At 43.3% G+C, this 24303-nt stretch carries 27 protein-coding genes and 1 tRNA gene; 20 read left to right on the forward strand and 8 right to left on the reverse strand.

Annotation, left to right across the window (positions count from 1 at the left end; translation table 11 throughout):
* Positions 1-11: 11 nt before the first annotated feature.
* The 14 genes from LRM45_RS02255 (at position 12) to ruvA (ending at position 12286) form a co-directional block, all read left to right on the forward strand.
* Positions 12-722 carry a hypothetical protein gene (locus LRM45_RS02255; protein WP_243826571.1) on the forward strand — a complete coding sequence of 237 codons (711 nt, stop codon included), beginning with the start codon at positions 12-14 and terminating at the stop codon, positions 720-722.
* A 19-nt stretch (positions 723-741) separates the two neighbouring features.
* On the forward strand, positions 742-1206 hold the full coding sequence (locus tag LRM45_RS02260; protein WP_243826572.1) for a nucleotide exchange factor GrpE: 465 nt from the start codon (positions 742-744) through the stop codon (positions 1204-1206).
* A gap of 146 nt (positions 1207-1352) precedes the next feature.
* Positions 1353-3242: a molecular chaperone DnaK gene (dnaK, locus tag LRM45_RS02265; protein ID WP_243822590.1), complete on the forward strand. Its 1890-nt coding sequence runs from the start codon at positions 1353-1355 to the stop codon at positions 3240-3242.
* 102 nt (positions 3243-3344) lie between these two features.
* Positions 3345-4454: a molecular chaperone DnaJ gene (gene dnaJ / locus LRM45_RS02270; protein ID WP_243826573.1), complete on the forward strand. Its 1110-nt coding sequence runs from the start codon at positions 3345-3347 to the stop codon at positions 4452-4454.
* Between the two features lie 55 nt (positions 4455-4509).
* The gene (locus LRM45_RS02275; RefSeq protein WP_243826574.1) at positions 4510-5016 is read left to right on the forward strand and encodes an ATP-dependent zinc protease family protein; all 507 of its coding nucleotides are present in this window, start codon (positions 4510-4512) and stop codon (positions 5014-5016) included.
* Positions 5016-5933, forward strand: a complete 918-nt coding sequence (locus LRM45_RS02280; protein ID WP_178142762.1) for a RimK family alpha-L-glutamate ligase — start codon at positions 5016-5018, stop codon at positions 5931-5933. Before LRM45_RS02275 ends, LRM45_RS02280 begins: the two co-directional genes overlap by 1 nt.
* Positions 5934-5957: 24 nt before the next feature.
* Complete coding sequence (locus LRM45_RS02285) at positions 5958-6449, forward strand: DUF192 domain-containing protein (RefSeq protein WP_243826575.1); 492 nt, start codon at positions 5958-5960, stop codon at positions 6447-6449.
* Complete coding sequence (locus LRM45_RS02290; protein ID WP_243826576.1) at positions 6446-6925, forward strand: hypothetical protein; 480 nt, start codon at positions 6446-6448, stop codon at positions 6923-6925. Before LRM45_RS02285 ends, LRM45_RS02290 begins: the two co-directional genes overlap by 4 nt.
* A 47-nt stretch (positions 6926-6972) precedes the next feature.
* Positions 6973-7049: transfer RNA gene (locus tag LRM45_RS02295), tRNA-Lys, on the forward strand.
* Between the two features lie 64 nt (positions 7050-7113).
* Positions 7114-8565: a ComEC/Rec2 family competence protein gene (locus LRM45_RS02300; RefSeq protein WP_243826577.1), complete on the forward strand. Its 1452-nt coding sequence runs from the start codon at positions 7114-7116 to the stop codon at positions 8563-8565.
* A gap of 47 nt (positions 8566-8612) precedes the next feature.
* Positions 8613-9329 carry a YebC/PmpR family DNA-binding transcriptional regulator gene (locus tag LRM45_RS02305; protein ID WP_129743740.1) on the forward strand — a complete coding sequence of 239 codons (717 nt, stop codon included), beginning with the start codon at positions 8613-8615 and terminating at the stop codon, positions 9327-9329.
* Between the two features lie 99 nt (positions 9330-9428).
* Complete coding sequence (locus tag LRM45_RS02310; RefSeq protein ID WP_243826578.1) at positions 9429-11213, forward strand: lamin tail domain-containing protein; 1785 nt, start codon at positions 9429-9431, stop codon at positions 11211-11213.
* 16 nt (positions 11214-11229) lie between these two features.
* The gene (gene ruvC / locus LRM45_RS02315) at positions 11230-11703 is read left to right on the forward strand and encodes a crossover junction endodeoxyribonuclease RuvC (protein ID WP_243819416.1); all 474 of its coding nucleotides are present in this window, start codon (positions 11230-11232) and stop codon (positions 11701-11703) included.
* A 7-nt stretch (positions 11704-11710) separates the two neighbouring features.
* Positions 11711-12286 (forward strand): Holliday junction branch migration protein RuvA, encoded by a 576-nt coding sequence (gene ruvA / locus LRM45_RS02320; RefSeq protein WP_243826579.1) that lies wholly within the window; start codon positions 11711-11713, stop codon positions 12284-12286.
* 57 nt (positions 12287-12343) lie between these two features.
* Here the strand turns inward: ruvA and LRM45_RS02325 are convergent, their stop codons facing one another.
* The gene (locus tag LRM45_RS02325) at positions 12344-12895 is read right to left on the reverse strand and encodes a DUF4352 domain-containing protein (RefSeq protein WP_243826580.1); all 552 of its coding nucleotides are present in this window, start codon (positions 12893-12895) and stop codon (positions 12344-12346) included.
* A gap of 179 nt (positions 12896-13074) precedes the next feature.
* On the opposite strand from LRM45_RS02325, the gene ruvB reads away from it, so the two are divergent.
* Together ruvB and LRM45_RS02335 are read left to right on the forward strand one after the other, a co-directional pair.
* Complete coding sequence (ruvB, locus tag LRM45_RS02330; RefSeq protein ID WP_243826581.1) at positions 13075-14073, forward strand: Holliday junction branch migration DNA helicase RuvB; 999 nt, start codon at positions 13075-13077, stop codon at positions 14071-14073.
* 109 nt (positions 14074-14182) lie between these two features.
* Positions 14183-15019 carry a PH domain-containing protein gene (locus tag LRM45_RS02335; protein ID WP_243826582.1) on the forward strand — a complete coding sequence of 279 codons (837 nt, stop codon included), beginning with the start codon at positions 14183-14185 and terminating at the stop codon, positions 15017-15019.
* A 4-nt stretch (positions 15020-15023) separates the two neighbouring features.
* Here LRM45_RS02335 and LRM45_RS02340 read toward each other — a convergent pair whose 3' ends face one another.
* The gene (locus LRM45_RS02340; RefSeq protein WP_243826583.1) at positions 15024-15416 is read right to left on the reverse strand and encodes a type II secretion system protein; all 393 of its coding nucleotides are present in this window, start codon (positions 15414-15416) and stop codon (positions 15024-15026) included.
* A gap of 67 nt (positions 15417-15483) precedes the next feature.
* On the opposite strand from LRM45_RS02340, the gene recA reads away from it, so the two are divergent.
* Both recA and LRM45_RS02350 read left to right on the forward strand, forming a co-directional pair.
* Positions 15484-16539, forward strand: a complete 1056-nt coding sequence (recA, locus tag LRM45_RS02345) for a recombinase RecA (RefSeq protein ID WP_129631572.1) — start codon at positions 15484-15486, stop codon at positions 16537-16539.
* An 11-nt stretch (positions 16540-16550) separates the two neighbouring features.
* On the forward strand, positions 16551-17204 hold the full coding sequence (locus LRM45_RS02350; protein WP_243826584.1) for a regulatory protein RecX: 654 nt from the start codon (positions 16551-16553) through the stop codon (positions 17202-17204).
* On the opposite strand, the gene LRM45_RS02355 is transcribed toward LRM45_RS02350, so the two are convergent.
* From LRM45_RS02355 to LRM45_RS02380, 6 genes are all read right to left on the reverse strand, one after another.
* A complete protein-coding gene (locus LRM45_RS02355; RefSeq protein WP_243826585.1) occupies positions 17201-17749 on the reverse strand; it encodes a PRC-barrel domain-containing protein in 549 nt (182 codons plus the stop codon). The genes LRM45_RS02350 and LRM45_RS02355 overlap by 4 nt on opposite strands.
* 343 nt (positions 17750-18092) lie before the next feature.
* On the reverse strand, positions 18093-18686 hold the full coding sequence (locus LRM45_RS02360) for a hypothetical protein (protein WP_129636728.1): 594 nt from the start codon (positions 18684-18686) through the stop codon (positions 18093-18095).
* Entirely contained in the window at positions 18683-19258 is a 576-nt protein-coding gene (locus LRM45_RS02365) for a PilN domain-containing protein (RefSeq protein WP_243826586.1), read from the reverse strand. Before LRM45_RS02365 ends, LRM45_RS02360 begins: the two co-directional genes overlap by 4 nt.
* Complete coding sequence (gene pilM, locus LRM45_RS02370; protein ID WP_320412721.1) at positions 19251-20303, reverse strand: type IV pilus assembly protein PilM; 1053 nt, start codon at positions 20301-20303, stop codon at positions 19251-19253. The genes LRM45_RS02365 and pilM overlap by 8 nt, the downstream gene beginning before the upstream one ends.
* 57 nt (positions 20304-20360) lie before the next feature.
* Positions 20361-21587 (reverse strand): type II secretion system F family protein, encoded by a 1227-nt coding sequence (locus tag LRM45_RS02375; RefSeq protein WP_243826588.1) that lies wholly within the window; start codon positions 21585-21587, stop codon positions 20361-20363.
* 4 nt (positions 21588-21591) lie between these two features.
* Positions 21592-23370: a GspE/PulE family protein gene (locus tag LRM45_RS02380; RefSeq protein WP_243826589.1), complete on the reverse strand. Its 1779-nt coding sequence runs from the start codon at positions 23368-23370 to the stop codon at positions 21592-21594.
* Between the two features lie 60 nt (positions 23371-23430).
* Between LRM45_RS02380 and tsaE the strand changes: the two genes are divergently transcribed.
* Both tsaE and tsaB read left to right on the forward strand, forming a co-directional pair.
* Positions 23431-23889, forward strand: coding sequence for a tRNA (adenosine(37)-N6)-threonylcarbamoyltransferase complex ATPase subunit type 1 TsaE (gene tsaE, locus LRM45_RS02385; RefSeq protein ID WP_243826590.1), 459 nt, complete (start codon positions 23431-23433; stop codon positions 23887-23889).
* On the forward strand, positions 23886-24260 hold the full coding sequence (gene tsaB / locus LRM45_RS02390) for a tRNA (adenosine(37)-N6)-threonylcarbamoyltransferase complex dimerization subunit type 1 TsaB (RefSeq protein ID WP_243826591.1): 375 nt from the start codon (positions 23886-23888) through the stop codon (positions 24258-24260). The genes tsaE and tsaB overlap by 4 nt, the downstream gene beginning before the upstream one ends.
* The last annotated feature ends 43 nt before the right edge of the window (positions 24261-24303 follow it).

Consider the following 24303-nt stretch of genomic DNA (forward strand, 5'->3'; position numbering starts at 1 on the left):
ATAATTGGACTATGACCGAACGTCAACAAGCAATCCTTGTCGCGATTATCGAACAGTACGCTGAAATTGCGGCGCCAGTTGGTAGTGTAACGCTAGCCAAACTGTTTGGCGTGAGCAGCGCCACGATTCGCAGTGAAATGGCAAAACTTGAGGAGATGGGATTTATTGAGGCGCCTCACACGAGCGCGGGTCGAATTCCGACGGATAAGGGATATCGTTTTTATGTCAATGGAATCACGGCAGCGCAAATGACGGAATTGCCGAGTGGTATTGATAGCAGCACGAAGGCGATTGAAGCGCACGTCAATTCAAATGTTGATACTTCAGATAAAGCAATTCGTCGAGCGGTTGACGGCTTAGTGGAAATGACTGGCAATTTTGGTTTTGCGTCATTTGGCTCGAGTTTGTATATGAACGGAATGACTCAGCTGTTCAGTCAGCCAGAGTTTGGTGACGGCGATCACGTTCAGGCGGTTGCTAAATTGATTGACAATATTGAGCCGTGGCTGCGTGAAGCGGCACCGGACGAACCGCTAAATGTGTTTATTGGTAGCGAAAACCCAATTGGTAAAAGCAGTGGTGCTACGTTGATTATAAGTAAATTTAAGTCATCGTCTGGTGGCGATAATTACATCGGTGTAATTGGTCCGACGCGACAAAATTATCGTCGAACGATGGAACTGGTGCGTCGTACGGGCGTGATGTTGGAAGAAGTCTTGTAGTGGCTAAAAGGAGGAAAAAATGACGAAGAATAAAAAAGCTGAAGATTTAGAGAAAGAAGTTGCTGAGCTGACGTCGGATCTGCAGCGGACTCGAGCGGATTTTGAGAATTATCGTAAGCGCGTGGATGCAGAAAAGCAATCAGCGCACGAGTTGGGTCAAACTAAGTCGGTGATGAAATTATTGCCAGTTATTGATACGATTGAGCGAGCTGTTGCTAACGTCCCAGAGGAGGTTCAAGATAATGCGTGGGTTAAGGGAGTGGCTGGTCTGCATAAGCAGCTTGACAAGCAATTGAAGGAGATTGGTTTGGAGAAAATTGACGCCAAACCCGGAACTTTATTTAATCCTGAATTTCATCAGGCTGTTCAATTTGACGAATCAACGGATGGCGACAAGGAAGTTATTGCCGAGGAGCTTCGCGCTGGCTATACTTTGAACGGCTCGGTTATTCGCGACGCAATGGTAAAAGTTGCTCGTCAGTAATTTGATTAAGAAAAAAACTACGTTTAGCACTCTTGACATGAGAGTGCTAATTATTTATACTGAGATAGTTGGCACTCGCCACGAAAGAGTGCTAGAATGAATATAAGATATAGACCAGATGTGATCATAAAAGAAAGGGGAATCATATGGGTAAAATTATTGGTATAGACCTCGGTACAACCAATAGCGCATTTGCGTATATGTTAGCTGGAAAACCAGAGGTTATTTCTAATGCCGAAGGTAATCGCACTACGCCATCTGTAGTTGCGGTCAATAAAAAGGGCGAACGACTTGTCGGTCAAGTTGCTCAGCGTCAGCGTGTAACAAACCCAAAAAACACTATTTACGGCGTTAAGCGTTTGATTGGTCGTAAATTTGACGACAAGGAAGTGCAAAAAGACTTGGACATCATGCCGTACAAGATTGTTAAAAAAGGTACTGGTGTGGCGGTCGAAATGGGCGACAAGGAATATACGCCAGAAGAAGTTTCAGCAATGATTCTTAGTAAAATCAAGGCTGACGCCGAAGCTTTCTTGGGTGAAAAAGTAACGGAAGCAGTGATTACGGTGCCAGCTTACTTTGACGACTCACAGCGCCAGGCGACTAAGGACGCTGGTAAAATTGCTGGATTGGAAGTTAAGCGTATTATCAACGAACCGACAGCTGCGGCTTTGGCGTACGGTCTGGAGAAGGGTAAGAACGACGAAACTATCGTAGTGTTCGACCTTGGTGGTGGTACGTTTGACGTGTCGGTACTGGAACTGGGTGACGGCGTATTTGAGGTTAAGGCAACCAATGGCGATACACACCTTGGCGGTGAGGATTTCGACAACGCTATTGTCAATTATTTCTTAGACGACTTCAAGTCGAAGGAAGGAATTGATCTTCGCAAGGATAATGCAGCGATGCAGCGCCTAAAAGATGAGGCTGAAAAGGCAAAGAAAGAATTGTCAACGGTTACGGAGTATGAAGTCAACATTCCATTTATCACTGCTGATGCCGATGGCCCAAAGCACTTTGAGATGAGCTTGAGTCGTGCTAAGTTGGAGGATTTGGTTAAGGATTTATTGGATCGCTTGGATGGTCCAGTAGAAAAGGCTTTGAAGGATGCCAAACTTTCTAAGTCCGACATTAACAATGTAGTTATGGTTGGTGGAATGACTCGTATGCCAGCTGTGGTCGAGCGCGTAAAGAATTTCTTTGGAAAAGATCCAATGCAAGGCGTGAACCCAGATGAGGTTGTGGCTGTTGGTGCCGCAATTCAAGGTGGCGTCTTGGCTGGTGACGTTAAGGATGTGTTGCTTCTGGATGTGACTCCGCTTTCTCTTGGAATTGAGACGATGGGCGGCGTGTCGACGAAGTTGATTGATCGAAACACTACAATTCCAACAAGCAAGAGTGAAGTTTTCTCGACAGCTGCGGATAACCAGCCTCAGGTGGAAATTCACGTTCTTCAGGGTGAGCGCGAGTTTGCTAATGACAATAAGAGTTTGGGTCGTTTTGTGCTTGATGGTATTGCGCCAGCACCACGCGGTGTGCCGCAAATTGAAGTGACCTTTAACATTGACGCCAATGGTATTCTTAACGTTACAGCCAAAGACAAGGGAACAGGCAAAGAGCAATCAATCACCATCCAAAACTCTGGCAATATGAGTAAGGAAGATATTGAGAAGGCGCAAAAAGAAGCTGAACTTCACGCGGACGAAGACAAGAAAAAGCGCGAAACTGTCGATACGAAGAATCAGCTTGAAAACGCTATTTATCAGGCAAAGAAAATGCCGGACGAATTCAAAGATAAGATTTCTGACGATGATAAGCAAGCGATTGAAAAGGCTGTCGAAGAGGCCGAAAAGCACAAAGATTCTGAAGATAAGGACGAATTGGACGCTGCAATTAAAGCCTTGAATGATGCGATTATGCCAATCGGGGCTAAGATGTATCAACAATCAGCCGACGATAAAAAAGCTGACGAAGCTGGCGACAAAAAGTCTGATAAAGACGAGCCGGTCGAAGGCGAAATTGTCGACGAAAAATAACCATAACGTATTTACAAAGAAGGCTGCTCGATAAAAAGAGCGGCCTTTTTTGGACTTAGCACTCTTGCACTGAGAGTGCTAAACGCGTATAATATATAAGGTATGAGCAAGCGTGATTATTATGAAATATTGGGCGTTCCAAAGACCGCTTCTGAAGATGAGATAAAAAAGGCTTTTCGTAAATTAGCAATTAAATATCATCCTGACAAACAGGGTGGCGACGAGGCTAAGTTTAAGGAAATTAATGAGGCCTATGAAGTTTTGAAAGACAAACAGAAGCGACAGCGTTATGACCAATTTGGTCATGCTGGCGTTGGTGGCGCGTCTGGTGGCGGTTTTTCTGGCAATCCGTTTGAAGGATTTGGTGGATTCGGCGGTCAAAACGTTCACTTTGATTTTGGTGACGGTGGACTAGGTGATATTTTTAGCCAATTCTTCGGTGGCGCAGCTGGCGGCTCTGGGAATGGTCGTTCGCGTGGGCGTGATGTTGAAACTAGTGTAACATTAAGTTTTGAGGACGCGGTATTTGGTGTAGAAAAGAAAATTAGTTTAATGCTGGATGTTGAATGTGAGCATTGCCATGGCAATGGCGCCGAGCCTGGATTTGGAATGAAAACGTGCCCAACTTGTAAGGGCGCGGGTCAGCAAACTCGAACGATGAATTCGCTGTTTGGGCAAATTCAGCAGGCGGTTGTTTGTGAAACTTGTCACGGTAAGGGAAAAGTTCCTGAAAAAGAATGTTCAGTTTGTCGAGGAAAAGGCACGACTCGCCAAAATCAGGATATCACTATTAAAATTCCGGCAGGGATTGATGATGGCGCGACAATTCGTCTGCGCGATCGCGGCGAAGCAGTTGCTGGTGGCGGCAGAGGTGATTTGTATGTCCATATTCGCGTTAAGGCGCATAAAAAATTCACTCGTGAAGGCAATATTATTCTTAGCGAAGAGCATATTTCTATGGTTGATGCGGCACTGGGAACGGAGATTGATGTGGAGACTGTGGATGGCGTGATAACGATGAAAATCCCAGCGGGTACTCAGAGCGGCACCGACTTCAAATTGTCGGGTCATGGCGTGCCACACTTACATAGTGAATCTCGTGGCCCGCATATTGTGGGTGTTATTGTTGATACGCCAACCAAATTGACCAAAAAGCAAAAGGAGCTTTTGGAGCAATTTAAGGGTACGAAAAAACGAGGATTGTTCTCTTAGGCAAGCATAGCTTAGATATTGATATATATCATAAATTATGCCATAATATGGACGTATGAAAGAAAAAGCCATTATTGGGTCAACCGAGTTTGTGAACTTCGGCGAGCGAGCGCAAAAAGTCCCAGCTAAAATTGATACGGGCGCCGATTCCAGTGCGGTTTGGGCGAGTAATATTCACATTGATAAAGATGGAGTGTTGAAATTTTCTCTGTTTGGTGAAGGTTCGCCGTATTATGATGGCAAGATATTTAAGAGAACTGATTATTCGGTGGCGAGGGTGCGTAGTTCGTCTGGTCATGAGCAGATTCGTTACCGGACACATTTTTGGGTAAAAATTAGTGGGCGAAAAATTAAAATGTTAATGAATTTGTCTGATCGGTCGAAGAATGAATTTCCGGTTTTAATTGGAAGGCGGTCGATTTCTGGAAAATTCCTAGTGGACGTATCAAGAAAAAATGTTCGCAGGAAAAAACCGTCCGTAACTGCTAGTCTTAATGAAGAAGTGAAATTGAATCCATACGAATTTTATAAAAAATATCATCAGAAAGGTGAAGAAAAATAATGCGAATTGCAATCTTATCTAACGGCAACATTAATTATTCGACGCTTCGCCTGAAAGAAGAGGCTGAAAAGCGCGGTCATCAAGTCAAGGTTATTAAGTATAAAAACTGCTACGTTTCAATTGACGAAAAGCATCCGACGGTTATTTACAAGGGTAAGGAGATTGGTGAATTTGACGTAGTAATTCCGCGAATCGCGAGCCATATGACAAAGTATGGAACAGCGGTTTTGCGTCAACTAGAGATGATGCACCCGAAGGCGTTTTTCATGAATCGCTCGATTGCAATTACTAGGGCGCGGGATAAATTGCGCTCAACGCAGTTATTAGTTAAAGCGGGAGTGTCGATTCCGAAGACGGTCTTTTCTCGAAACGCGACTGACATTGATTCGCTCATTGAAGAGATTGGTGGTATGCCGGCGATTATTAAGTTGGCGCGCGGCACGCACGGAAACGGCGTGGTTCTGGCGGAAACTAAAAAGGCTGCCAAGTCGGTTCTGCAGGCGTTCTATTTGACCAACTCGGACGGCACGAACGTGCTGCTTCAGGAGTTTATTAGAGAGTCGGCTGGTGTCGATATTCGTGCGTTTGTGGTTGGTAGTCAAGTGGTGGCTAGCATGAAGCGTCAGAGTTTGGACGATGATTTCCGCAGTAATTTGCACAAGGGCGGCGAAGGAACCAGTATAAAATTGACAGATTCTGAGCGTAAAATGTGCGTGAAAGCCGCTAAGGCGATGGGATTAACAGTTGCTGGAGTCGACTTCATGAGATCAAGCCGTGGTGCTTTGGTGTTGGAAGTTAACGCTAGTCCAGGATTTGGGATTGAGAAAATTACTCGCCGAAATGTGGCTGGAAAGATAATTGAATACATCGATCGAAACGCCAAGCGTGGCAATAAAAAAGATAAAATCGGCGCTTAAGCATAAACTTGTTATAATAGGTTTATGGACGAGCCTCGTCACTCGACAGTGATTCAAACTGTCATCAAATGGATATTTATCTGCGGAATGCTGATGGTTATTGGTGGGGCAATTTTTTATGCTTTCCGAACGGTTTCGCCAAAAACGGAAATGATTTACCTTAATAAGACGATGCTTCAGGCGGAAATTGCTAATGACGAAGAATCGCAGCAGAAAGGTCTGTCTGGAAGGTTGGGAATTGATGAGAATTATGCCATGCTATTTGTTTTTGATCATAACGATCGTCATAAAATGTGGATGAAAGATATGAAGTTTTCGGTTGATATGATTTGGATTAATGATAAAAAGCGCGTTGTCTATGTAAAGCATAACGTCAAGCCAGACGCTGAGCCGCATGAAAAATATGCGCCACCGGTTCCCGCAAAGTACGTGCTGGAGGTGAAGGCAGGAGTTGCTAAGCAGGCGAGCGCTACAGTTGGGTCACAGGTAAAATTTGATTTGGAGGAGGATAAATGAGCGTTATAATTCTATTTGGAGTAATTTTAGTAACGGTTTTTGTGGTTGCATTTGTTTCATCTCGAAGATTCGGTCCATTGGCATTGTCGCTGGCGACGGGATTTTTACTATCAGAATGGTGGGGCAACTGGCTGACGGGGGTGCTGGACGGCTTGAAATTGGAAACTGGTTTATTGCCAAATGGTGTAATTTCGGGATTAGTCTTAACGTTGGTTCCGTTAATTATGCTTCTTCTAAGCGGACCTAGATATCAGAAAAAACATGAGAGAATTGTTTCTGCGGCGGGAGTCGCGTTTTTGACAGCAGCGCTATTGGTGGTTCCTCTGGGAAAATATATATCACTAGACGGACAGGCGCTGGAGCTGTATAAGATTTTTGCGAATAATTGGCGATACGTGGCTACGTTTGGTCTGGTGTGTGGTCTAATTGACATTTTTTCACTACATACTGGCGGACATAAACTAGCTAAGCATTGACCTTTGTGTTGGTTTGTGCTAGGATGAAGAAAGCGGATATTCCGAATGGGTCCATAGCTCAGCTGGTTAGAGCACCTGCCTTTTAAGCAGGGTGTCCCGGGTTCAAGCCCCGGTGGACCCTCCAAATTTGAAATCGACTCCCTTGGCGGAGTCTTTTTTATGGCTTTAGATCCAGATATACTTTAAGTATGAATAGTTGGCTATTTAATAAGTTGCATATTTCTTGGCTGGTGGCGGTGTGGTGTCTCGGTTTGACAATTGGCGTAATTTCCATTCATTACATACCGCGGTCGTTTGCGGTGAATCCATTATTTTTATTGGTCGGGGTGGCTATTTTCGTAATTGTGGCAATTTGGCGCTGGCGATTTTTTGTGATTTTAGCAATTATTTCTGGAGCTTTGATTGGTCTTTGGCGCGGTGAAATCGGCAGAAAAGGCGTGGAGGTTTATGATTCGTTAATCGGAAAAGTCGCAATTATCCAGGGTCAAGTTTTGGAGGATCCTGATCTCGATAAAAATAGTCAAACGGTTCTTAGGCTGGGCAATTTGCAGATGAATAATGAAAAATTGTCGGGACAAATTTGGGTGACGACGCCAGATAAAAACTCAATTAAGCGTAGTGATATTGTGAAGGTTAAGGGTAAAATGACGGCGGGATTTGGGGCTTTTTCAGCAAGCATATATCGGGCGAAAATTATTAGTGCCGAAAGACCCGTTCCGGGTGATGTGGCGGTGGGAGTTCGTGATTGGTTTGCTGGGCGAGTTCGCACTCACGTTCCAGAGTCTGAATCTGCGCTAGGGCTGGGATTTTTATTGGGATTGCGACGCGCCATGCCAACTGAATTAAGTGACAATTTGAAAATTGCTGGACTAACGCATATCGTGGTAGCGAGCGGCTATAATTTAACAATTTTAGTTCGTTTAGCGCGACGATTATTCGCTAAGCGATCAAAATATCTAGCGATGCTCAGCGCGGCTGTTATGATAATTGGTTTTATGGCGGTGACTGGATTAAGCCCTAGTATGTCGAGGGCTGGTTTGGTGGCGGGACTGAGTCTGGCGGCGTGGTATTATGGTCGGACAATTCATCCGCTGGTTCTACTTCCTGTGTCGGCGGCAATTACGCTATTGATAAATCCGCAATTTGGTTGGGGCGATTTGGGCTGGCAATTAAGCTTTGCTTCGTTTGCGGGCGTAATTATGTTGGCGCCGCTTCTTCATTCTTACTTTTTTGGTAATAAAGAGCCGGGCGCGTTTCGACAAATTTTAATTGAAACTTTGTCGGCGCAAATTATGACATTGCCGCTATTAATGATGAGTTTTGGGGTTATTAGCAATGTGGCGTTAATTGCAAATATGTTGATTTTGCCGTTTGTGCCGCTAGCGATGCTGCTGACGTTTATGTCGGGTGTACTGGTTTTTATGCCGATGATTGGCGTGTTGATTGCAATTCCGACGACGTGGTTACTTGGCTATATGATTCAAGTCACCAATTGGACGGCTGGATTTGAATGGGCTCAAATGGAAGTTAGTATCAATTTGTGGCAATGTGCGGCTTTATATATGTCGCTAATTTTGGCAATGATTTGGATGAAAAAGCAAACTAAATTAGACCTCGCTAAGATAAATATTGTGGAGTAGTGTATAATAGTAACAGATTGAAATAGCAAATAACTTTAGGAGAAATTATGTCAGGACACAGTAAATGGGCTACAACTCACCGACAAAAAGCGATTGTTGACGCTAAGCGCGGCGCGATTTTTACGAAATTGGGTAATCAAATTGCTATTGCAGCACGTGGCGGCACAGACCCGGCGCTGAACTCAAGTTTGGCGATGGCAATTGAAAAAGCTAAGGCTGCAAATATGCCTAGTGCAAATATCCAGCGAGCAATTGACCGAGTGGCGGATAAGAGCGCGGCGGCTTTGGAAGAAATTGCTTACGAAGGTTATGGTCCTGGCGGCGTGGGCGTTATTATTGAAACGGCGACAGATAATCGCAATCGAACATTGCCAGAGGTAAAAACTGCGTTGGTTAAAAATGGCGGACGAATTGCCGATGCTGGTAGTGTGATGTTCCAATTTACGCGCAAAGGCGTCATTACTATCGAAGGCAGCGGGGAAGATTTGTTGCTAGCGGTTTTGGACGCTGGCGCCGAAGATGCTGTCGAGGAAGACGGCGAAATTATCGTGTATACGGAGTTGAAAGATTTGGCGAGCGTGCGAAATAAATTGGTTGAGCAAGGCTTGAAGGTTAAAGATGCAGAGTTACGATATATTGCCAATACGCCGATAGAAATTGCCGACATGGAAACTGCGCAGAAATTGATGAAGATGATTGATGCGTTGGACGATTTGGATGACGTTGTGAATGTTCATACAAATGCGGATATCACGGCGGAATAAAATTATCGCTCTAAGAAGTCGCTCCTTTTCTGGGGCGATTTTTAATTTGACAAAAAGTACGCTAAACTAAAGATGATTAACCATAAGCAAGGAGCGAGCATGAAATATTTGCGCAACACACTACTTATGATGCTAGCCGTGGCACTAATAATGCCGTCGCCGTTGGTTTTGGCGGAAGGTGTTTCAGGTGCTACTCAAGAGTCGAAAGTTGATGACGTTCAGACTGTTGATAATAGTCTTAAATCGGCTGAGGAAGCGAAAGATTCAGTTGTTGATAAGGAACAGATCGATAGCAATTCACCTTCTCAATCAAGTGAAAATCCCGAGACTCCAACAGAGAATTCGTCTATAGATAGTCCGAGCGAAAATCCTGCCACCAATGAGTCTTCAAAGTCCGAACCAAACCCCGAATCTGAGCAGCCAAAAATAGATAATCCAAGTGGAAGAATAGAAGAAAATGCGCCGATATTAATTTCAAAGATTAGTCAGGACAAAAAATACGTTGAGATTTATAATCGGACGAATCAGAATGTTAATTTGGCTGGTTGGAAAATAGAGTATCACACTGGATCTGGAGTTGAAACTGTTGGAAAAATTTTCAAGGATGAAGTAATATCGCCGAACGAATTTTTGGTTTTGTCAAACGATAAGATGTTAGCGGGTGCCATAAAGTTTGATAATAATTTAGGTTTGGCTCAAAATGATGGATCGGTCGTGTTGTCGCGCTCGGACGGGTCGGTCGCAGATACTGTCGGCTGGGGAAATAATTCAAAGTCTGCAGGCTCACCAATTAAAGGCGGTGTGAAAATTGTTTGGCGCTGTTTTATTGATGAAAATATTATTGATTCGAAATTTTTGTCAGGTAAAAATCTTAACAATCAGGAAGTTGAGCCGTATTCACGACCAAATTGTAAGAGTCCAGAGCCTAAACCTGAACCTTCAAAAGAGCTGAATAAATGTGAAGGTCTGAAGTTAAGTGAAATCGCGTCGAATGTTGACGAACAGTTCATTGAGATTATCAATTCTGGCGAAAAAACCGTCATTACGACAGGCTGTAAATTGACGGTTGGCTATGCTGGCGTTCGTGAAAATATTGGTGACATCGAATTAAATCCCGGCGAATTTTTAACGATCAAAATAAAAAGTACGAAACTGAAATTGCCAAAAACAAAAGGAAAAGTTTATTTACTGGACGAGGCTGGCTCGCAAATTGATTCTGCTGAATATGAGAAGTTAGCGAAAAGCTCTTCATGGAGTTTGATTGATGATGAGTGGATGCAAACGTTTATGATAACTGAAAATTCTGAGAATATCTTTAAGGAGTATTTGGATTGTCAGAGTGGCTATGAGAGGAACGCGTTGGGTAAATGTGTGAAAATTGCCACCCCGCCAGCTGAAAGTCCTTGTCCCGCCGGTCAATATCGCCATCTGGAAACTCGCCGTTGTCGAAAAATTGAAGCGGAAAAAACTATTACGCCCTGTAAAGATGGCTATTATCGTAGTGAAGAAACTGGTAGATGTAGATCTATCGCATCGGCTGCGGCAAAAACTTTGAAGCCTTGCCCAGAAGGTCAATTCCGCAATTCAGCTACGGGTCGATGTAAGAAAATTGCCTCCACTGACGATATAGCAAAAGAATGCCCAGAAGGATTTGAGCGTAATCCGCAGACTAAGCGATGCAGAAAGATAAAATCGGCTAGTATGCCGACTGTTGGTTCGGCGGCCGCTGAAGTTAAGCAAGTCGCTGGTGCTACTTGGGGTTGGTGGGTATTTGGTGGCGTGAGCTTACTGGCCGTCGGTTACGGCGTATGGCAATGGCGGTGGGAAATTTCGCAATTTGTACGAAAAATCCACGAAAGCATTAAATCCGCTAACGGCAAATAATTGCTATAATAAAGATATGAGAATTATCGGGATTGACCCGGGAACGGGGATTTTAGGGTTTGGCGTGATTGATTTTTCTCGCGGTAAGTTCAAGATGGTCACGGCGGGAGTTGTGACGACGCCAGCACATACGCCAATTGACGAAAGGCTTGAAGATATTTTTGATAGCCTGACAGAAATTATTGCCGAAACAAATCCTGATGTTATGTCGATTGAAAAGCTATTTTTTGCGCGCAATGTTACGACGGCGATTTCTGTAGCGGAGGCTCGTGGTGTGGCGATGTTGACTGGGCGAAAAGCCGGAATGCTGATTGCTGAATATACACCGTTGCAAATAAAACAGACTTTGACCGGTTATGGAAAGGCTGATAAAAAGCAGGTTCAGGAAATGGTGCGCCTTAATTTGGGTTTGAAAGATGTTCCGAAGCCGGATGACTGCGCGGATGCTTTGGCTGCAGCAATTACACACGCGGCGATGAATCGGGTATAATTGAAATATGATTGCACATGTTTTTGGAAAAGTTGCTGAGAAGTTTAATGGCTCGCTAGTTGTTGATGTTCACGGTGTTGGATATGAAGTTAGCGTGGCGACTAATGATTTTGACGCGGTGATATTAGATCAAGAAGTAAAATTTTATACTTATCATCACGTGCGCGAACAGTCGGAGGAATTGTTTGGCTTTTCTAGTTTGGCAGCGAAAAAATTGTTTGAGATGCTAATCACGGTTCAGGGGGTTGGCCCAAAGGCGGCGCTGGCTATTTTGAGCTTGGGTGATGCCGAGCAAGTGCGCAATGCTATTGCTAATGCTGACAGCAGCTTTGTGCAAAAGGCTACTGGCGTTGGCAAAAAAACCGCCGAGCGAGTGGTGGTTGATTTAAGTGATAAAGTTGGCTTACCGACTCATTATGGTCGAACGGAAGCTCCGCTACAGACTGAATTAAACACTTCCGATGAAGCTTTGGAGGCGTTGATGGCTTTGGGTTATACGCTGGCAGATGCCACTAAGGCGCTTGAAAACGTCGATGCTAATTTGCCAACAGCTCAGCGAGTGACTGAAGCTTTGAAACGATAGTAAATATAGAAAAGGACGCTAAAAGCAATAGCGTCCTCGTAATGATAATTAGTTTTCTTACGGCTCAATGGTAATTTTTTTATTTGACCAGAACGATGGTTGGTAATGAATTTTAATTTTTGAATCTTTTGCAACCTCAAAAATAACAGAACCTTCTTTTTTGCCGTTGACTGCTAGGTCGCCAGACCCTAGGTTGTCGCTTGCAGTGAAGGCTGTGCCGCTTGGCCCTTCAATGGCACCATTCGCATCTTCTATTTTCCAGTCGAACGTATTAAATGATAGCTCGCTATCTGATTTGTTGACAATTGACACATTCACTTTAACGAATTCTTTTCCGTCATTAGCCTTAATAAACTGGTTATCTGATTTCCAGTCGCGATCAATTGATTTAACAGTCACCTCCTTGCCGTCAAAAGCGATAGTTTCACCAACTTTGAAAGTAGTTTTTTCGGTTGGTTTATTTTCCGAAGTAGCGTTATTATTGTTTGTATTGACGACAGTGGCTTTGTTCTGTTGCGATGCGCTTGATACTCCAATCACAATAATAACAATAATTACCCAAAACCACACCTTCTTAAAAATTGGTTTTTTCTCGCTTGTGTTCATCATCCCCTCCTATGAGATGTGCCGCCCAACAAAAAGGACAGCCGTTAAATTTGGCTGTCTACACCTAGAACGCAAGTTTACGCTCGATAACGGCTGCCCATTATGCACGTAAACAATGCGCTCAAAACGCCTGGTTCTAGATGTAGACACCCCTATTGTACTACAAATGATATAATTAGTGTATGGCAATTGAAAGAATAGTTGATACAAGTTCGCATGATGATGATTCTGAAGAGCAGCGAATTGAGGTGAGTCTGCGTCCGCAGAGTTTTGCTGAGTATGTTGGTCAGGAAAGATTGAAGCGTAATTTGCGCTTGGCGATTGATGCGGCTAAAAAGCGCGGCGAGCCGTTGGATCACGTATTATTATATGGTCCGCCGGGGCTTGGTAAAACAACTATGGCGACGGTGATCGCTAATGAAATGGGTACGAATCTGCGGATTACTAGTGGTCCGGCTATTGAAAAAGCGGGTGATTTGGCGTCAATTCTGACTAATTTATCAGACGGTGATATTCTGTTTATCGATGAGATTCATCGGTTAGGGCGATCAGTGGAGGAAATTTTGTACTCCGCAATGGAAGATTTTAAGCTGGATATTGTGATTGGAAAAGGTCCGGCAGCGCGATCAATTCGATTAGATTTGCCGCGATTTACGGTGATTGGCGCGACGACGCGAACCGGAAGTTTGGCGGCACCTTTGCGTGATAGGTTCGGGCATATTTATCGTTTGGAATTTTACACGCCAGAGGATATTGCGAAAATTGTGACGCGTAGTGCGAAGATTTTGGAATCGTCAATTCGAAGTGAAGCGGCGGATTTATTGTCGACGCGAGCGCGCTTGACGCCGCGTATTGCCAATAGACTTCTTAAGCGCGTCCGTGACTACGCCGATGTTAATGGCGACGGAATAATTGATGTAAAAACTACAACCAACGCTTTGGAAATGTTGGAAGTGGATGAGTTGGGCTTGGATCCGGCTGATCGTAATTTATTGCAATCGATTCTGGAAAATTATGGCGATAATCCTGTTGGCTTAACAACAATTGCGGCGTTGACCGGTGATGAGGCGACAACAATTGAGGATTTTTATGAACCATATTTGCTACAAATTGGTTTTATTGAGCGTACGCCACGTGGCCGTCGAGTGACGATTAAGGCAAAGCGACATTTGGAAAAATAGTTATCGTATTCCTTGGTTTTTTGTGGTTTAGTTAGAACCGGCAAGTCTAACTGGGTGCTGGCGGTAAAAAACAAGCACACCTTGAGGCGTATCATGCTATAATATAGGCATGAATCCACAAACGTCTCCATCAGAAGATTTAACGCAGCCTGTTGCATACGATGCTGATGGCCGACCACTGTATCATCATCCGCCGCAGACTGGTCGTCCAGCTCCGGTTGTGGCGCAGACGAATTCTTATGTGACGACAAGGCCGGAAATTATTGATGGGGAGAATTTTGATCCGCGATTACGTAGTCAATATGCTAATGAGCCGCAAGTCGTACATGTTGCCAGGGATATTGACCCAAAGCCGTTTACTATTAGCGACGACTTGATGCAAAAACATGAAAAATCAGTTCAGCAATACCCGAATCTCAATTTGAGCGAAGGCGAATATATCATTTTGGATATTAAGCGTCATCCAATTGGCATGCTTATTCCAACAGGAATTTCGGTTTTCTTGGTGGTGATGATCATGGTGTTTGTGATGTTTTATCCGTCAATTGCTCGTGACGCAATTATCTCGCCAATGCCGTCACTGACCGATGTGTTTGGCGTGGCGATGTTGCTTATTGGGCTGGTTGCGCTTGGTGGTGCGGTGTCCCTGTGGATATATTTGCAGAACCATTTTTACATGACCAATGAAAGTGTGATTCAGGAAATCCAAGGCAGTCTATTTTATCGACATGAACAGACGGTGAGCTTAGGCAGTATTGAAGATGCAAGCTTCCGTCAATCAGGCGTTATTCAAACTCTTTTCAATTATGGCACGATTCGCCTCAGCACCGAAGGTGAAGAAACGACATATATATTCCATTTTGTGGCAAATCCACGCAAACAAATTGCGATAATCAATAATGCCATTGAAGACTTTAAGAATGGCCGTCCTGTTTGTGATGATTAGCTAATTATTTATGGCGACTTTCTTTTATGTAGTCATCTTCATCGACAAGCGTCGCGACAAGTTTGTATGACTTACATTTTCCATCATTGCAATTTGAAGATTCATAACGGTAACTGCTGTCTTTTTCGCCAATTTTCTTACCTTGTGGATCTTTTAACAACGCGGGATCCATAGTCGGAAGTGTGCCTTCTTCTAACTTCTCTGGATAATAGCCATTTTTAACGTAAAAACCTTCTTCCAGGCTATAATGCATAGCGTTAATCGCGGTGCGTTTTTTGGCGTTGTTTGATTCGTTGGTCAATTTTGTATATTGTGAGAAACCTAAGATTGCGATAATAATCAAGAAAGTTGTTACAACCAAAAGTTCAATAATAGTGAAACCGTTTCGCTTATTCATGAATGTAATTATAGCAAATCTTGCGACAAATCGGTATAATAAAGGAAGTAACTAAGGAGGGAATGCTATGGCAAAATCAGACAGTAAAACAGTAAATCCAGAAAAGTCAAGTCAGGCATCGGATAAAAAAGTTGATGAAGGTAAGCTTAAGGCGCTTGGTCTAGCAATGGATCAAATCACTAAGCAGTTTGGTGACGGATCAATTATGAAATTGGGCGAGGCTCATAAAGTCGATGTTGAAGTAATTCCTTCTGGTGCTTTGAGTTTGGATTTGGCGCTTGGCGGCGGGTATCCAAAAGGTCGTATCATAGAAATTTATGGTCCAGAAAGTTCGGGTAAGACAACATTGACGCTCCACGCTATTGCAGAAATTCAGAAGCAGGGTGGAACGGCGGCGTTTATTGACGCCGAGCACGCTCTTGATCCAGCATACGCTAAGCGTCTGGGTGTGGACACGGAAAATTTGTTGGTTTCTCAGCCAGATAACGGCGAGCAAGCATTGGAAATTACAGAAACGTTGGTTCGTTCTAACGCGGTGGATTTGGTGATAGTTGACTCGGTGGCTGCCTTGACGCCACAGGCTGAAATTGATGGCGATATGGGCGATTCTCATATGGGTCTTCAGGCTCGATTGATGAGTCAGGCTCTGCGTAAATTGACGGGAATTATCAATAAATCAAAAGCCACGGTTATCTTTATCAATCAGATTCGTATGAAAATTGGCGTGATGTTTGGCAATCCTGAAACGACAACTGGCGGTAATGCCTTGAAATTTTACGCGTCGCAGCGAATTGATATTCGTCGAATTGGTCAGATCAAAGTTGGCGATGATATTATTGGTAATCGCACAAAAATTAAGGTTGTGAAAAATAAGATTGCACCGCCGTTCCGCGTGGCTGAATTTGACATTATGTACAACGAGGGAATTAGCAAAACTGGCGATATTCTGGACTTGGCGGCAACGCACGGTATAGTTGAAAAATCTGGTGCGTTTTATAAATATAACGGCGAAACGATTGGTCAAGGGCGCGACAAGACGAAGAATTACTTGAAGGAAAATCCTGAGGTTTTGGCGGAAATTGATCAGAAAGTGCGTGATAAAGTGAAGGAAGCGGAAAGCTAATTCATATATAGATGAAAATCACCGATATTTCTTTTCAGGCTCGTGATAAAAATCGTGTCAATGTAAGCGTTGACGGGAAATATCGTTTTAGCTTGGACGTATTTCAGGTCGGCGAACTAGGAATTAAGATTGGTCGCGAATATACGGAAGAGGAAATTTCGAAGCTAGAAGACGATAGCCAGTTTGGCAAGTTGTATGCTAGGTCTATAGAATACTGCTTAATGCGTCCGCGAGCCATCAAAGAAGTGCGCGATTACCTGCGTCGGAAAACGCTAGCCACTCGTCGACGTTCAGCGAAAACTGGAAAAATTATTGAACGTCCCGGAGTGAAGCTGGAAGTTGCTGAGCGTGTCTTAGGTCGTCTTATTGAGAAGAAATATTTGGACGATGAAAAATTTGCTCGATTTTGGTTTGAGCAGCGGTTCATGAAAAAAGGCGCCAGTATTCGTCGTTTGAAATTGGAACTGGCGCAAAAGGGAATTGATAATACAACGATTGAGTCGTTAGTTAAAGAGAATATTCGCTCTGATGATGAGGAATTGCGGAAGATTATTGCTAAAAAACGTTATCGATATAGCGACCAACAGAAGTTTATGCAATATTTGGCTAGGCAGGGGTTTTCTTACGACGACATTAAGAAGGCTCTTGAAAACCCAAATGATTAATCAACTTTTGTAGATTCTGGTTGTGGACGAGGCTGCTTGCGGAATGGGTTTTCGTATGAATTTATCTGCGGAATAGGTGTTTTTTCGGCTATATGCGAGATAGTTGCTGATTTTACAACGATTTTATCATCGGTCACTTTTACAATCTGAGAACGATGAATAAGTAGCTCTGTGTCGCCAAAACTTTTCAAGAATGGTCGCCGAATTCGGAGCTGTTGTATAATAAAATTCCCAGCCGCCAACGTATATCCGATAACTTTTCCGATTTTCTTATTCTTTTCATCAATAACCAACTTGTCTTTTAATGCAAAATTGATTTCATAAATTTCTTTTATAGCAATAACATCATCAATGCCTATGATCTCATCGGTTGAATCAATAATCATACCGAGCGGCCCAATTTCTCTGACATCGTCAACGCGAAGTAAACTAGGATGTTGGTCCAAAAGTCGCCCCTCAAGCTCATATGCGATTATAGACAGATTCTTCGGATTGATAATTTCTCGCGATGTTCGCGCCAGTTCGGAGCCCGTCTGAAGACTCATGACGGGAATATCAAGGAAGCGATCTGCGGATATAAGCATAACTATATTATAAACGGTTACGTTCTATTCGGCAAACGGATTGGAGCGACCAGCCGGCAGACTAAATGAGTCGTTTGTTGAAGTTGATGGTCGGAAGTCTTTAATAATTTTCATGGTTTTTTGTCAAAACTTATTGATGCGGTTTGTGGTTCTTCGGTAGGAACTGCTAAAAGTCCACTCAAAAGAAATATCGCGATTGCTACACCTCCGATTACGACAACGCTGTATATTATCACATGAAATCGCCACAGGAATTTGGACAGTGATTTTACGATTGGTTCGAGCTGTTCTGATATTGATGGACTCATCGTGTATAAACCTTTACTTCAAGTGATTGGATTGATATTTCATGATTATTTGCACCTCTAGAAATTGACACGCCTAAAAGCTGCATTCGGGTGACATTTTTTTCAATAAGACTAAGGAAATGTAGGAATTTCGTGTAATCTATATGATCTCCCAATTGGATTGATACGAAAGTGCTTTTCACTCCAGCAGGGCTGGCGGGTGTCCGCTTGCTAGATGTCGCTGTCTTAGCGGAAGTTGTTGGTTCATTTTGGAAAGAGAAAGCTTTAATCGGAATGCCAGCGCGGTCAGCGTAGGTATTTAAATCCTTAATAATCTGATTCTGATATTGATAAAGTTTCGATTCTGAGACGATATTCTTTGCTTTTTTAACTGTGTCGGAATTGCGATCGAGCTGAGATTTTGACGCTAGCAAACTTTGTATTTTTGCATCAACTGCAATTGCTTCTGTTTGCATTTTTCCAACTTCTTCTGATGTTTTGCTTAGGAATGAATAGGCGAAAATAACTAGTCCTACCATTGCTGATAATATTATGAGCAATAATAACGACAGGACAATTCGCGCAATACTGGCATTTAGAACTTTTTTCATTGCTTTAAGACCTCTGGCTTTGGTGTAACGCTAATTGTTATAGTGATTGGATAATCTGCAGGCTTGTCTGACGATTGGTTGCCGCCGCTATAAACAACAGTCTCCAAGTGAACGTCACTAAATATCTCTGATTTTTCTAAACTAGTTTTTATTCGAATAGCGTCGTCCTTATTTTTTCCAAGAGCTGTCAATGACAATGGTTTGTCTAACGCTGAAGTGTCTAGCGCCAGAGAATCCAAAACCATACCTGATGGTATATATTGTGCAATTTTTGGAATAATTGTAGAGTAATGAGCCTCGTTGCTAATGATCGCCTTAGCCGAGTCGAGGTCTTTCTTAAACTCGCTAACTTCTTTTTGCGTCGATTGATATTGAGCAAGTTTGGCATTTCCTTCGTTGATGTTGGCTTGAGCTGAGGTGCGGCTATTTTCTAAGAATAGATAAAATCCGCCAATAGTTAAGAATAACAAACCTGCAAATATCAATGATATAATGCAGTATCGTCTTAAGATAACATTTACTCGTCCAGCGCTAATTTGTTTTTTCTCTTGAGGGGGAAGAAGGTTAATCATAAATATCCTCCTGCTTGATTAAGGCTAGTCCCGCAACTGGTGATAGCTGGGAGCGAAGCTGTTTTGCTGGTTGCTCTAGCCCATCGAAATTGAGCATTTGCCACGGACTTGCCACACGCGCTGGCATTAATAGCTCGTTTGTGAAAAAATCACCAATTCCTGGCAAATTACCGCCGCCGCCAACTATGAGAATTTGCTCGATTTTTTTCTCATCAGGGAAGCGGTCTGTGTAATATCGCATAACACGCTTAACTTCGTTGGTCATTTTTTCCAAACTTGGGTGTAAGGCTCCTGCGATTCTGGCTTGCCTTGGGCCAGGGTTTAATCCGTTTAATACCTTAAATTGATGAGCTGTTTCAATCGGTACATTCATTTTTTTAGCTAAATTTAAGGTGAGTGAATAGCCGCCAACATTTAAGCCGCCCGTCACACGTATATCAGAATCTAGAATTGCAATATCTGTAGTTGATGTGCCTATGTCGACAATAACAGTAGGAAGCATTCCTTCTTCTGTGCGCTTCAGAAGTCTAGCGATTGCGCTGATGTTCGGCTCAATTATTGCAACTTCCAGGCCGCATTGTTTTGTGGCATCCAGCATACTGTCGATCATTTTCTTCGGTGCGGCACACATTAGCACACTAAGTTCATCTTTCGTGCGATTGATGATTCGATAGTCCAAATAAAGAGAGTCTAATGGAGCTGGAATGTATTGTTCGGCTTCCAAATTTACCGCACTGCGAATATTACTTTCTTCTTTCACAGGCAGGCTAAATGTCCGCGAAAATGTTCGGTTAGTTGGTATACCCAGCGCTACGCGATTGCTGTTAATTTGTCCTACGACGTTTTTCTTCAATAATGTTTTGATATTCTGCGCCAAATATTCAGTGTTGTCTGCAGAATTTCCGTCGCTTTTTTGAGAATCGAGGTTGATCGATCCATATCCATGAACCAGCATCCGATTTCTATCAATCGACATTACTTTTATGCTTGTTCGGCTGATATCTAGGCCGATGATTGGTTTTTTTCTATAAAATATGCTCGACACGTTATTATTTTCCCACCTATATATCGGTATTATAGCATAAGCTTTTTTGAAAAACTATTATTCCTTAACTTGACCCGCCATACTTGTAATTGGACCCATAACACTAACCGCCACCAGGGCAATAACAATACCCATAGCAACGATCATCACCGGCTCAATAATAGAGCTAACGCCGTCAATCGCGGTATCGACCTCTTCCTCGTAAAAGTCAGCGACTTTAACCAGAACCTTGTCTGTTTGTCCAGTTTCTTCACCGACAGATAGCATTTGCGCAACAATCGGCGGATATAAATCATCTCGTTCGGCGATAATTTTTGATAGCACTTCACCGTTTTGAACTCGCTTAGTAGCTTCTTTAAGGGATTTTTCATAGGCGACATTTCCGACGGCGCGCGAAGTTACGTCTAATGCTTCAAGCACGGCCACACCTGCACCGATAAGAGCAGAGAAGGTTCGAGTAAAGCGGGCGATTGCCACCTTTTTAATAATTGGACCGACGGCTGGAACTTTGATGATGATATTGTGAAATTTTACGCGACCTTTTGGAGTTTTAATATAGCTAATTAATAGCCAAATGCTTCCGGCAAATATTGGAATGATTATATACCAAAATGACACTACGAAATCGCTAATTCCGAGCATAATTTCAGTAAGAAGTGGCAATTTGGCGTCAGGTCCGCCCATATCTTTAATGGTTTTACCGATAACCGGAATAATGAAGATCATCAGGATGAAGAAGGCGATGATCGTAATGACTAGAAGAACGATCGGATATGTCATGGCACCTTTAATTTTTTTCTTCATGGATGAGTTTTTTTCCTGCTGAAGGGCTAGACGTTTTAAGATGTCGTCCAAAATACCTCCGGTTTCACCCGCAGCAACCATGTTTACATAAATATCATTGAAGGTTTCTGGATGTTTACTCAGAGCATCCGCAAAAGACATACCGCCTTCAATATCTTTAATCACAGCGTTGATCGTGTCTCGGAAATTGGCGCTTTCGGCGTGTTTTGCCATAGAATTAAGAGAACGAAGAATAGGAACGCCAGCTGAAACCATGGCGCTTAATTGGCGAGTAAACATCACCAGTTCTTCAGTCTTGGCACCTTTCTTTTTCTTGCCGAAAGAAAAACTAAGCTCTTTTTTTGCGCCTTTTTCTTCAATTTTTATCAATTGTCCGCGTGACCTCAAATTGTTAATGGCAGACAGTTTGTCGGCTGCTTCAATCGTTGAAGAGACGGTCTCTTTCTTTTTATTGACAAGCAAATATTCAAAAATTGGCATAATATTACTCCCTTGTTGCCCTCAAAACTTCGTCTACAGTGGTGATTCCGCGCAGTGATTTAATAAGTCCATCCATCTGCATTGTCACCATGCCTTCGGAAATCGCTTGATCTTGAATATCATTACTGGTGGCATTGGCGGTAATCATTTTTTGGATAGGGATGGATATGCCAAGAACTTCGTAAATACCAACGCGACCCTTGAATCCGTTATGTCCACACTCGTCACAACCTTCTGGATTCGGTCGCCATAATCGTCCGATTGTTGAATCTGTTGACCCCATGGGCGTGTCGCCACCAATTTTATCCTCAAAAGCCTGCTCTTCAAGGTTGTGGATTTTCTTAATTGACTCGGTGTTTATCTTAAACATCTCGGTGATATACTTTATTTCTTCCTCGTTTGGAGTATATTCTTGGCGGCAATTCATACATAAGCGCCTAACTAGTCGCTGTCCAATCACCGCCTTCACGGTTGAAGCGATCAAGAATGGCTCAATTCCCATATCCAGCAGACGTGGCAAACACGTTGCAGCGTTGTTGGTGTGTAGTGTCGAGAATACCAAGTGCCCAGTCAGCGCTGCTTGAACACCAAGGTTTGCAGTTTCGCCGTCGCGAATTTCTCCAACCATGATGATATTTGGGTCTTGGCGAAGTAGAGCCCTTAGTCCTGATGCGAAGGTCATTCCAGCTTTGGCGTTGGTCTGGGTTTGATTGACTCCTGGGATTTTATATTCTACTGGGTCTTCAATTGTGGAAATATTGACATCTGGAGTATTGAGTTCAGACAAGACGCTAAACAAACTGGTCGATTTTCCCGATCCGGTTGGTCCAGTCACCAGGATCATTCCGTTCGGCTGAGCCATTGCGTCTTTTACGGTTGCGAGCGACAGACCCCAATAGCCAAGCTGATCCAGTTTAACAGCCTGGTTCGATTCGTCCAAAATACGCATAACCACTTTTTCGCCGTCAGCGATTGGCAATGTCGAAACACGAAGCGCGTATTGTTTTCCTGAAACTTTTATCTTAAATCGTCCGTCCTGTGGCACGCGGCGTTCGTCAATTTTCAGATTGGAGAGAATTTTAATGCGGCTCACCAAAGCGCCGTGAACGTTTCGTGGCAATTTGTTAACTTCCTTCAAAACACCATCAATTCGATAACGAACTTGAACGTAATCTTCGCGTGGCTCGATATGAATGTCGGAAGCGTTGGATTTTATGGCATATTCCAGTAACAAATTAACAGTTTGGGCAATTGGTGAATTTTCCGCAAAATCGTCTTGGCTAACGTTTTGATCTTCGGCGGAAGCGTCTTTTTGCACCGCAATAACTTCGTCGAGTTCGGCATTGATATTGCCGCGATAATTTTCCAAACAGTCCAAAATGTTGCTTTTTGTCGCTAGGAAAACCTTAGTGTTGTAGCCAATTTCTTTCTGGATAAAGTTCAACGCCTGCACGTCGTCTGGGTCTTCCATTGCAAGCGACAAGCTGTCGTCCTCATTTTTCTCAAAAAGCACAACATTATACTGACGCGCGATATGTTCAGGAATTCGTTTCAATATATCTTCGGGAATATCCTTTGGTTCAATTCGCACGAAAGGCACGCCGATATAATCGCCGATCAACTTTGTCAAATCTTCCTCAGAAATGACTTTTTGTTCAATAGCGGTTTCTTGCAATGTTTGCTTCGACCGTTCAGCGATCAATTTCAAATCAGCAAGCTGCGGCTCATCAACAACCCCACCTTGTTTCAGAATGCTCTCAATTGTCTGGTCTGAAACACGCATAACTCTTATGGTTATTGTACTATCATCGCCAAAAAAAAGCTAGCATAGTATAATATAAGAGTGAATATTTCTGGTGAAGAGAAAATGCGAGAATTGGGCGCGGCAATTGGTCGGGCTGTTTCTGGTGGGGAAGTTCTGGAATTGGTCGGTGATATTGGCGCGGGGAAAACTACATTGACGAAGGGAATAGCGCAAGCTTTAGAGATCAACGAGCCAGTTCAGAGTCCAACTTTCACGATTTCGCGCGTGTATGATTCGCCTCGCGGTCTGAGTTTGACGCATTACGATTTTTATAGATTGGGAAATGCTGGAATTATGAGCGAGGAGATTCGTGAAGTGGCGGATTCTAATTCGGTTGTTGTAGTTGAATGGGCTGGTGCTGTCGATGATGCATTGCCGAGCGATCGGTTGGTGATAAAAATTACTGCGATTAGCGAAGAAGGGCGGCTTGTGGAATTTTATCCTGGCGGCAAAAAATCTGATGAACTTTTGGGAAAAATAAAGGAGAATATGGCGTGATAATTTTATTGGACACTTCAACATCAACATGTTTTTTGACGATAGTCAATGGAGAAAATCGTCAGGATTTTGAATGGGAAGCTGGGCGAACGTTGGCGCGGAATTTGTTGAAATTTTTGGAAGAAAAGACTGGCGATTTGCATCTGATAAGCGGCATTGGCGTGATGAAAGGGCCAGGAAGTTTTACGGGGCTGAGAATTGGTTTGACGGTTGTGAATACCTTGGCGGACAGCTTGAATATTCCTATTGTTGGTGCGATGGGTAACAATTGGCGTGATTTGGCTTTGGGCAAATTGCGTTCTGGCGAGAATGAAAAAATTGTTATGCCAGAGTACGGTGCTGCTGCGAATATCACTGCGCCGCGAAAATAATTTTTATCGCTCAAACCGTCAAAACCGTGTATAATTAAATTAC

Source organism: Candidatus Nanosynbacter sp. TM7-057, from assembly GCF_022828295.1.
In the GTDB taxonomy this organism is placed as follows: Bacteria; Patescibacteriota; Saccharimonadia; order Saccharimonadales; family Saccharimonadaceae; genus Nanosynbacter.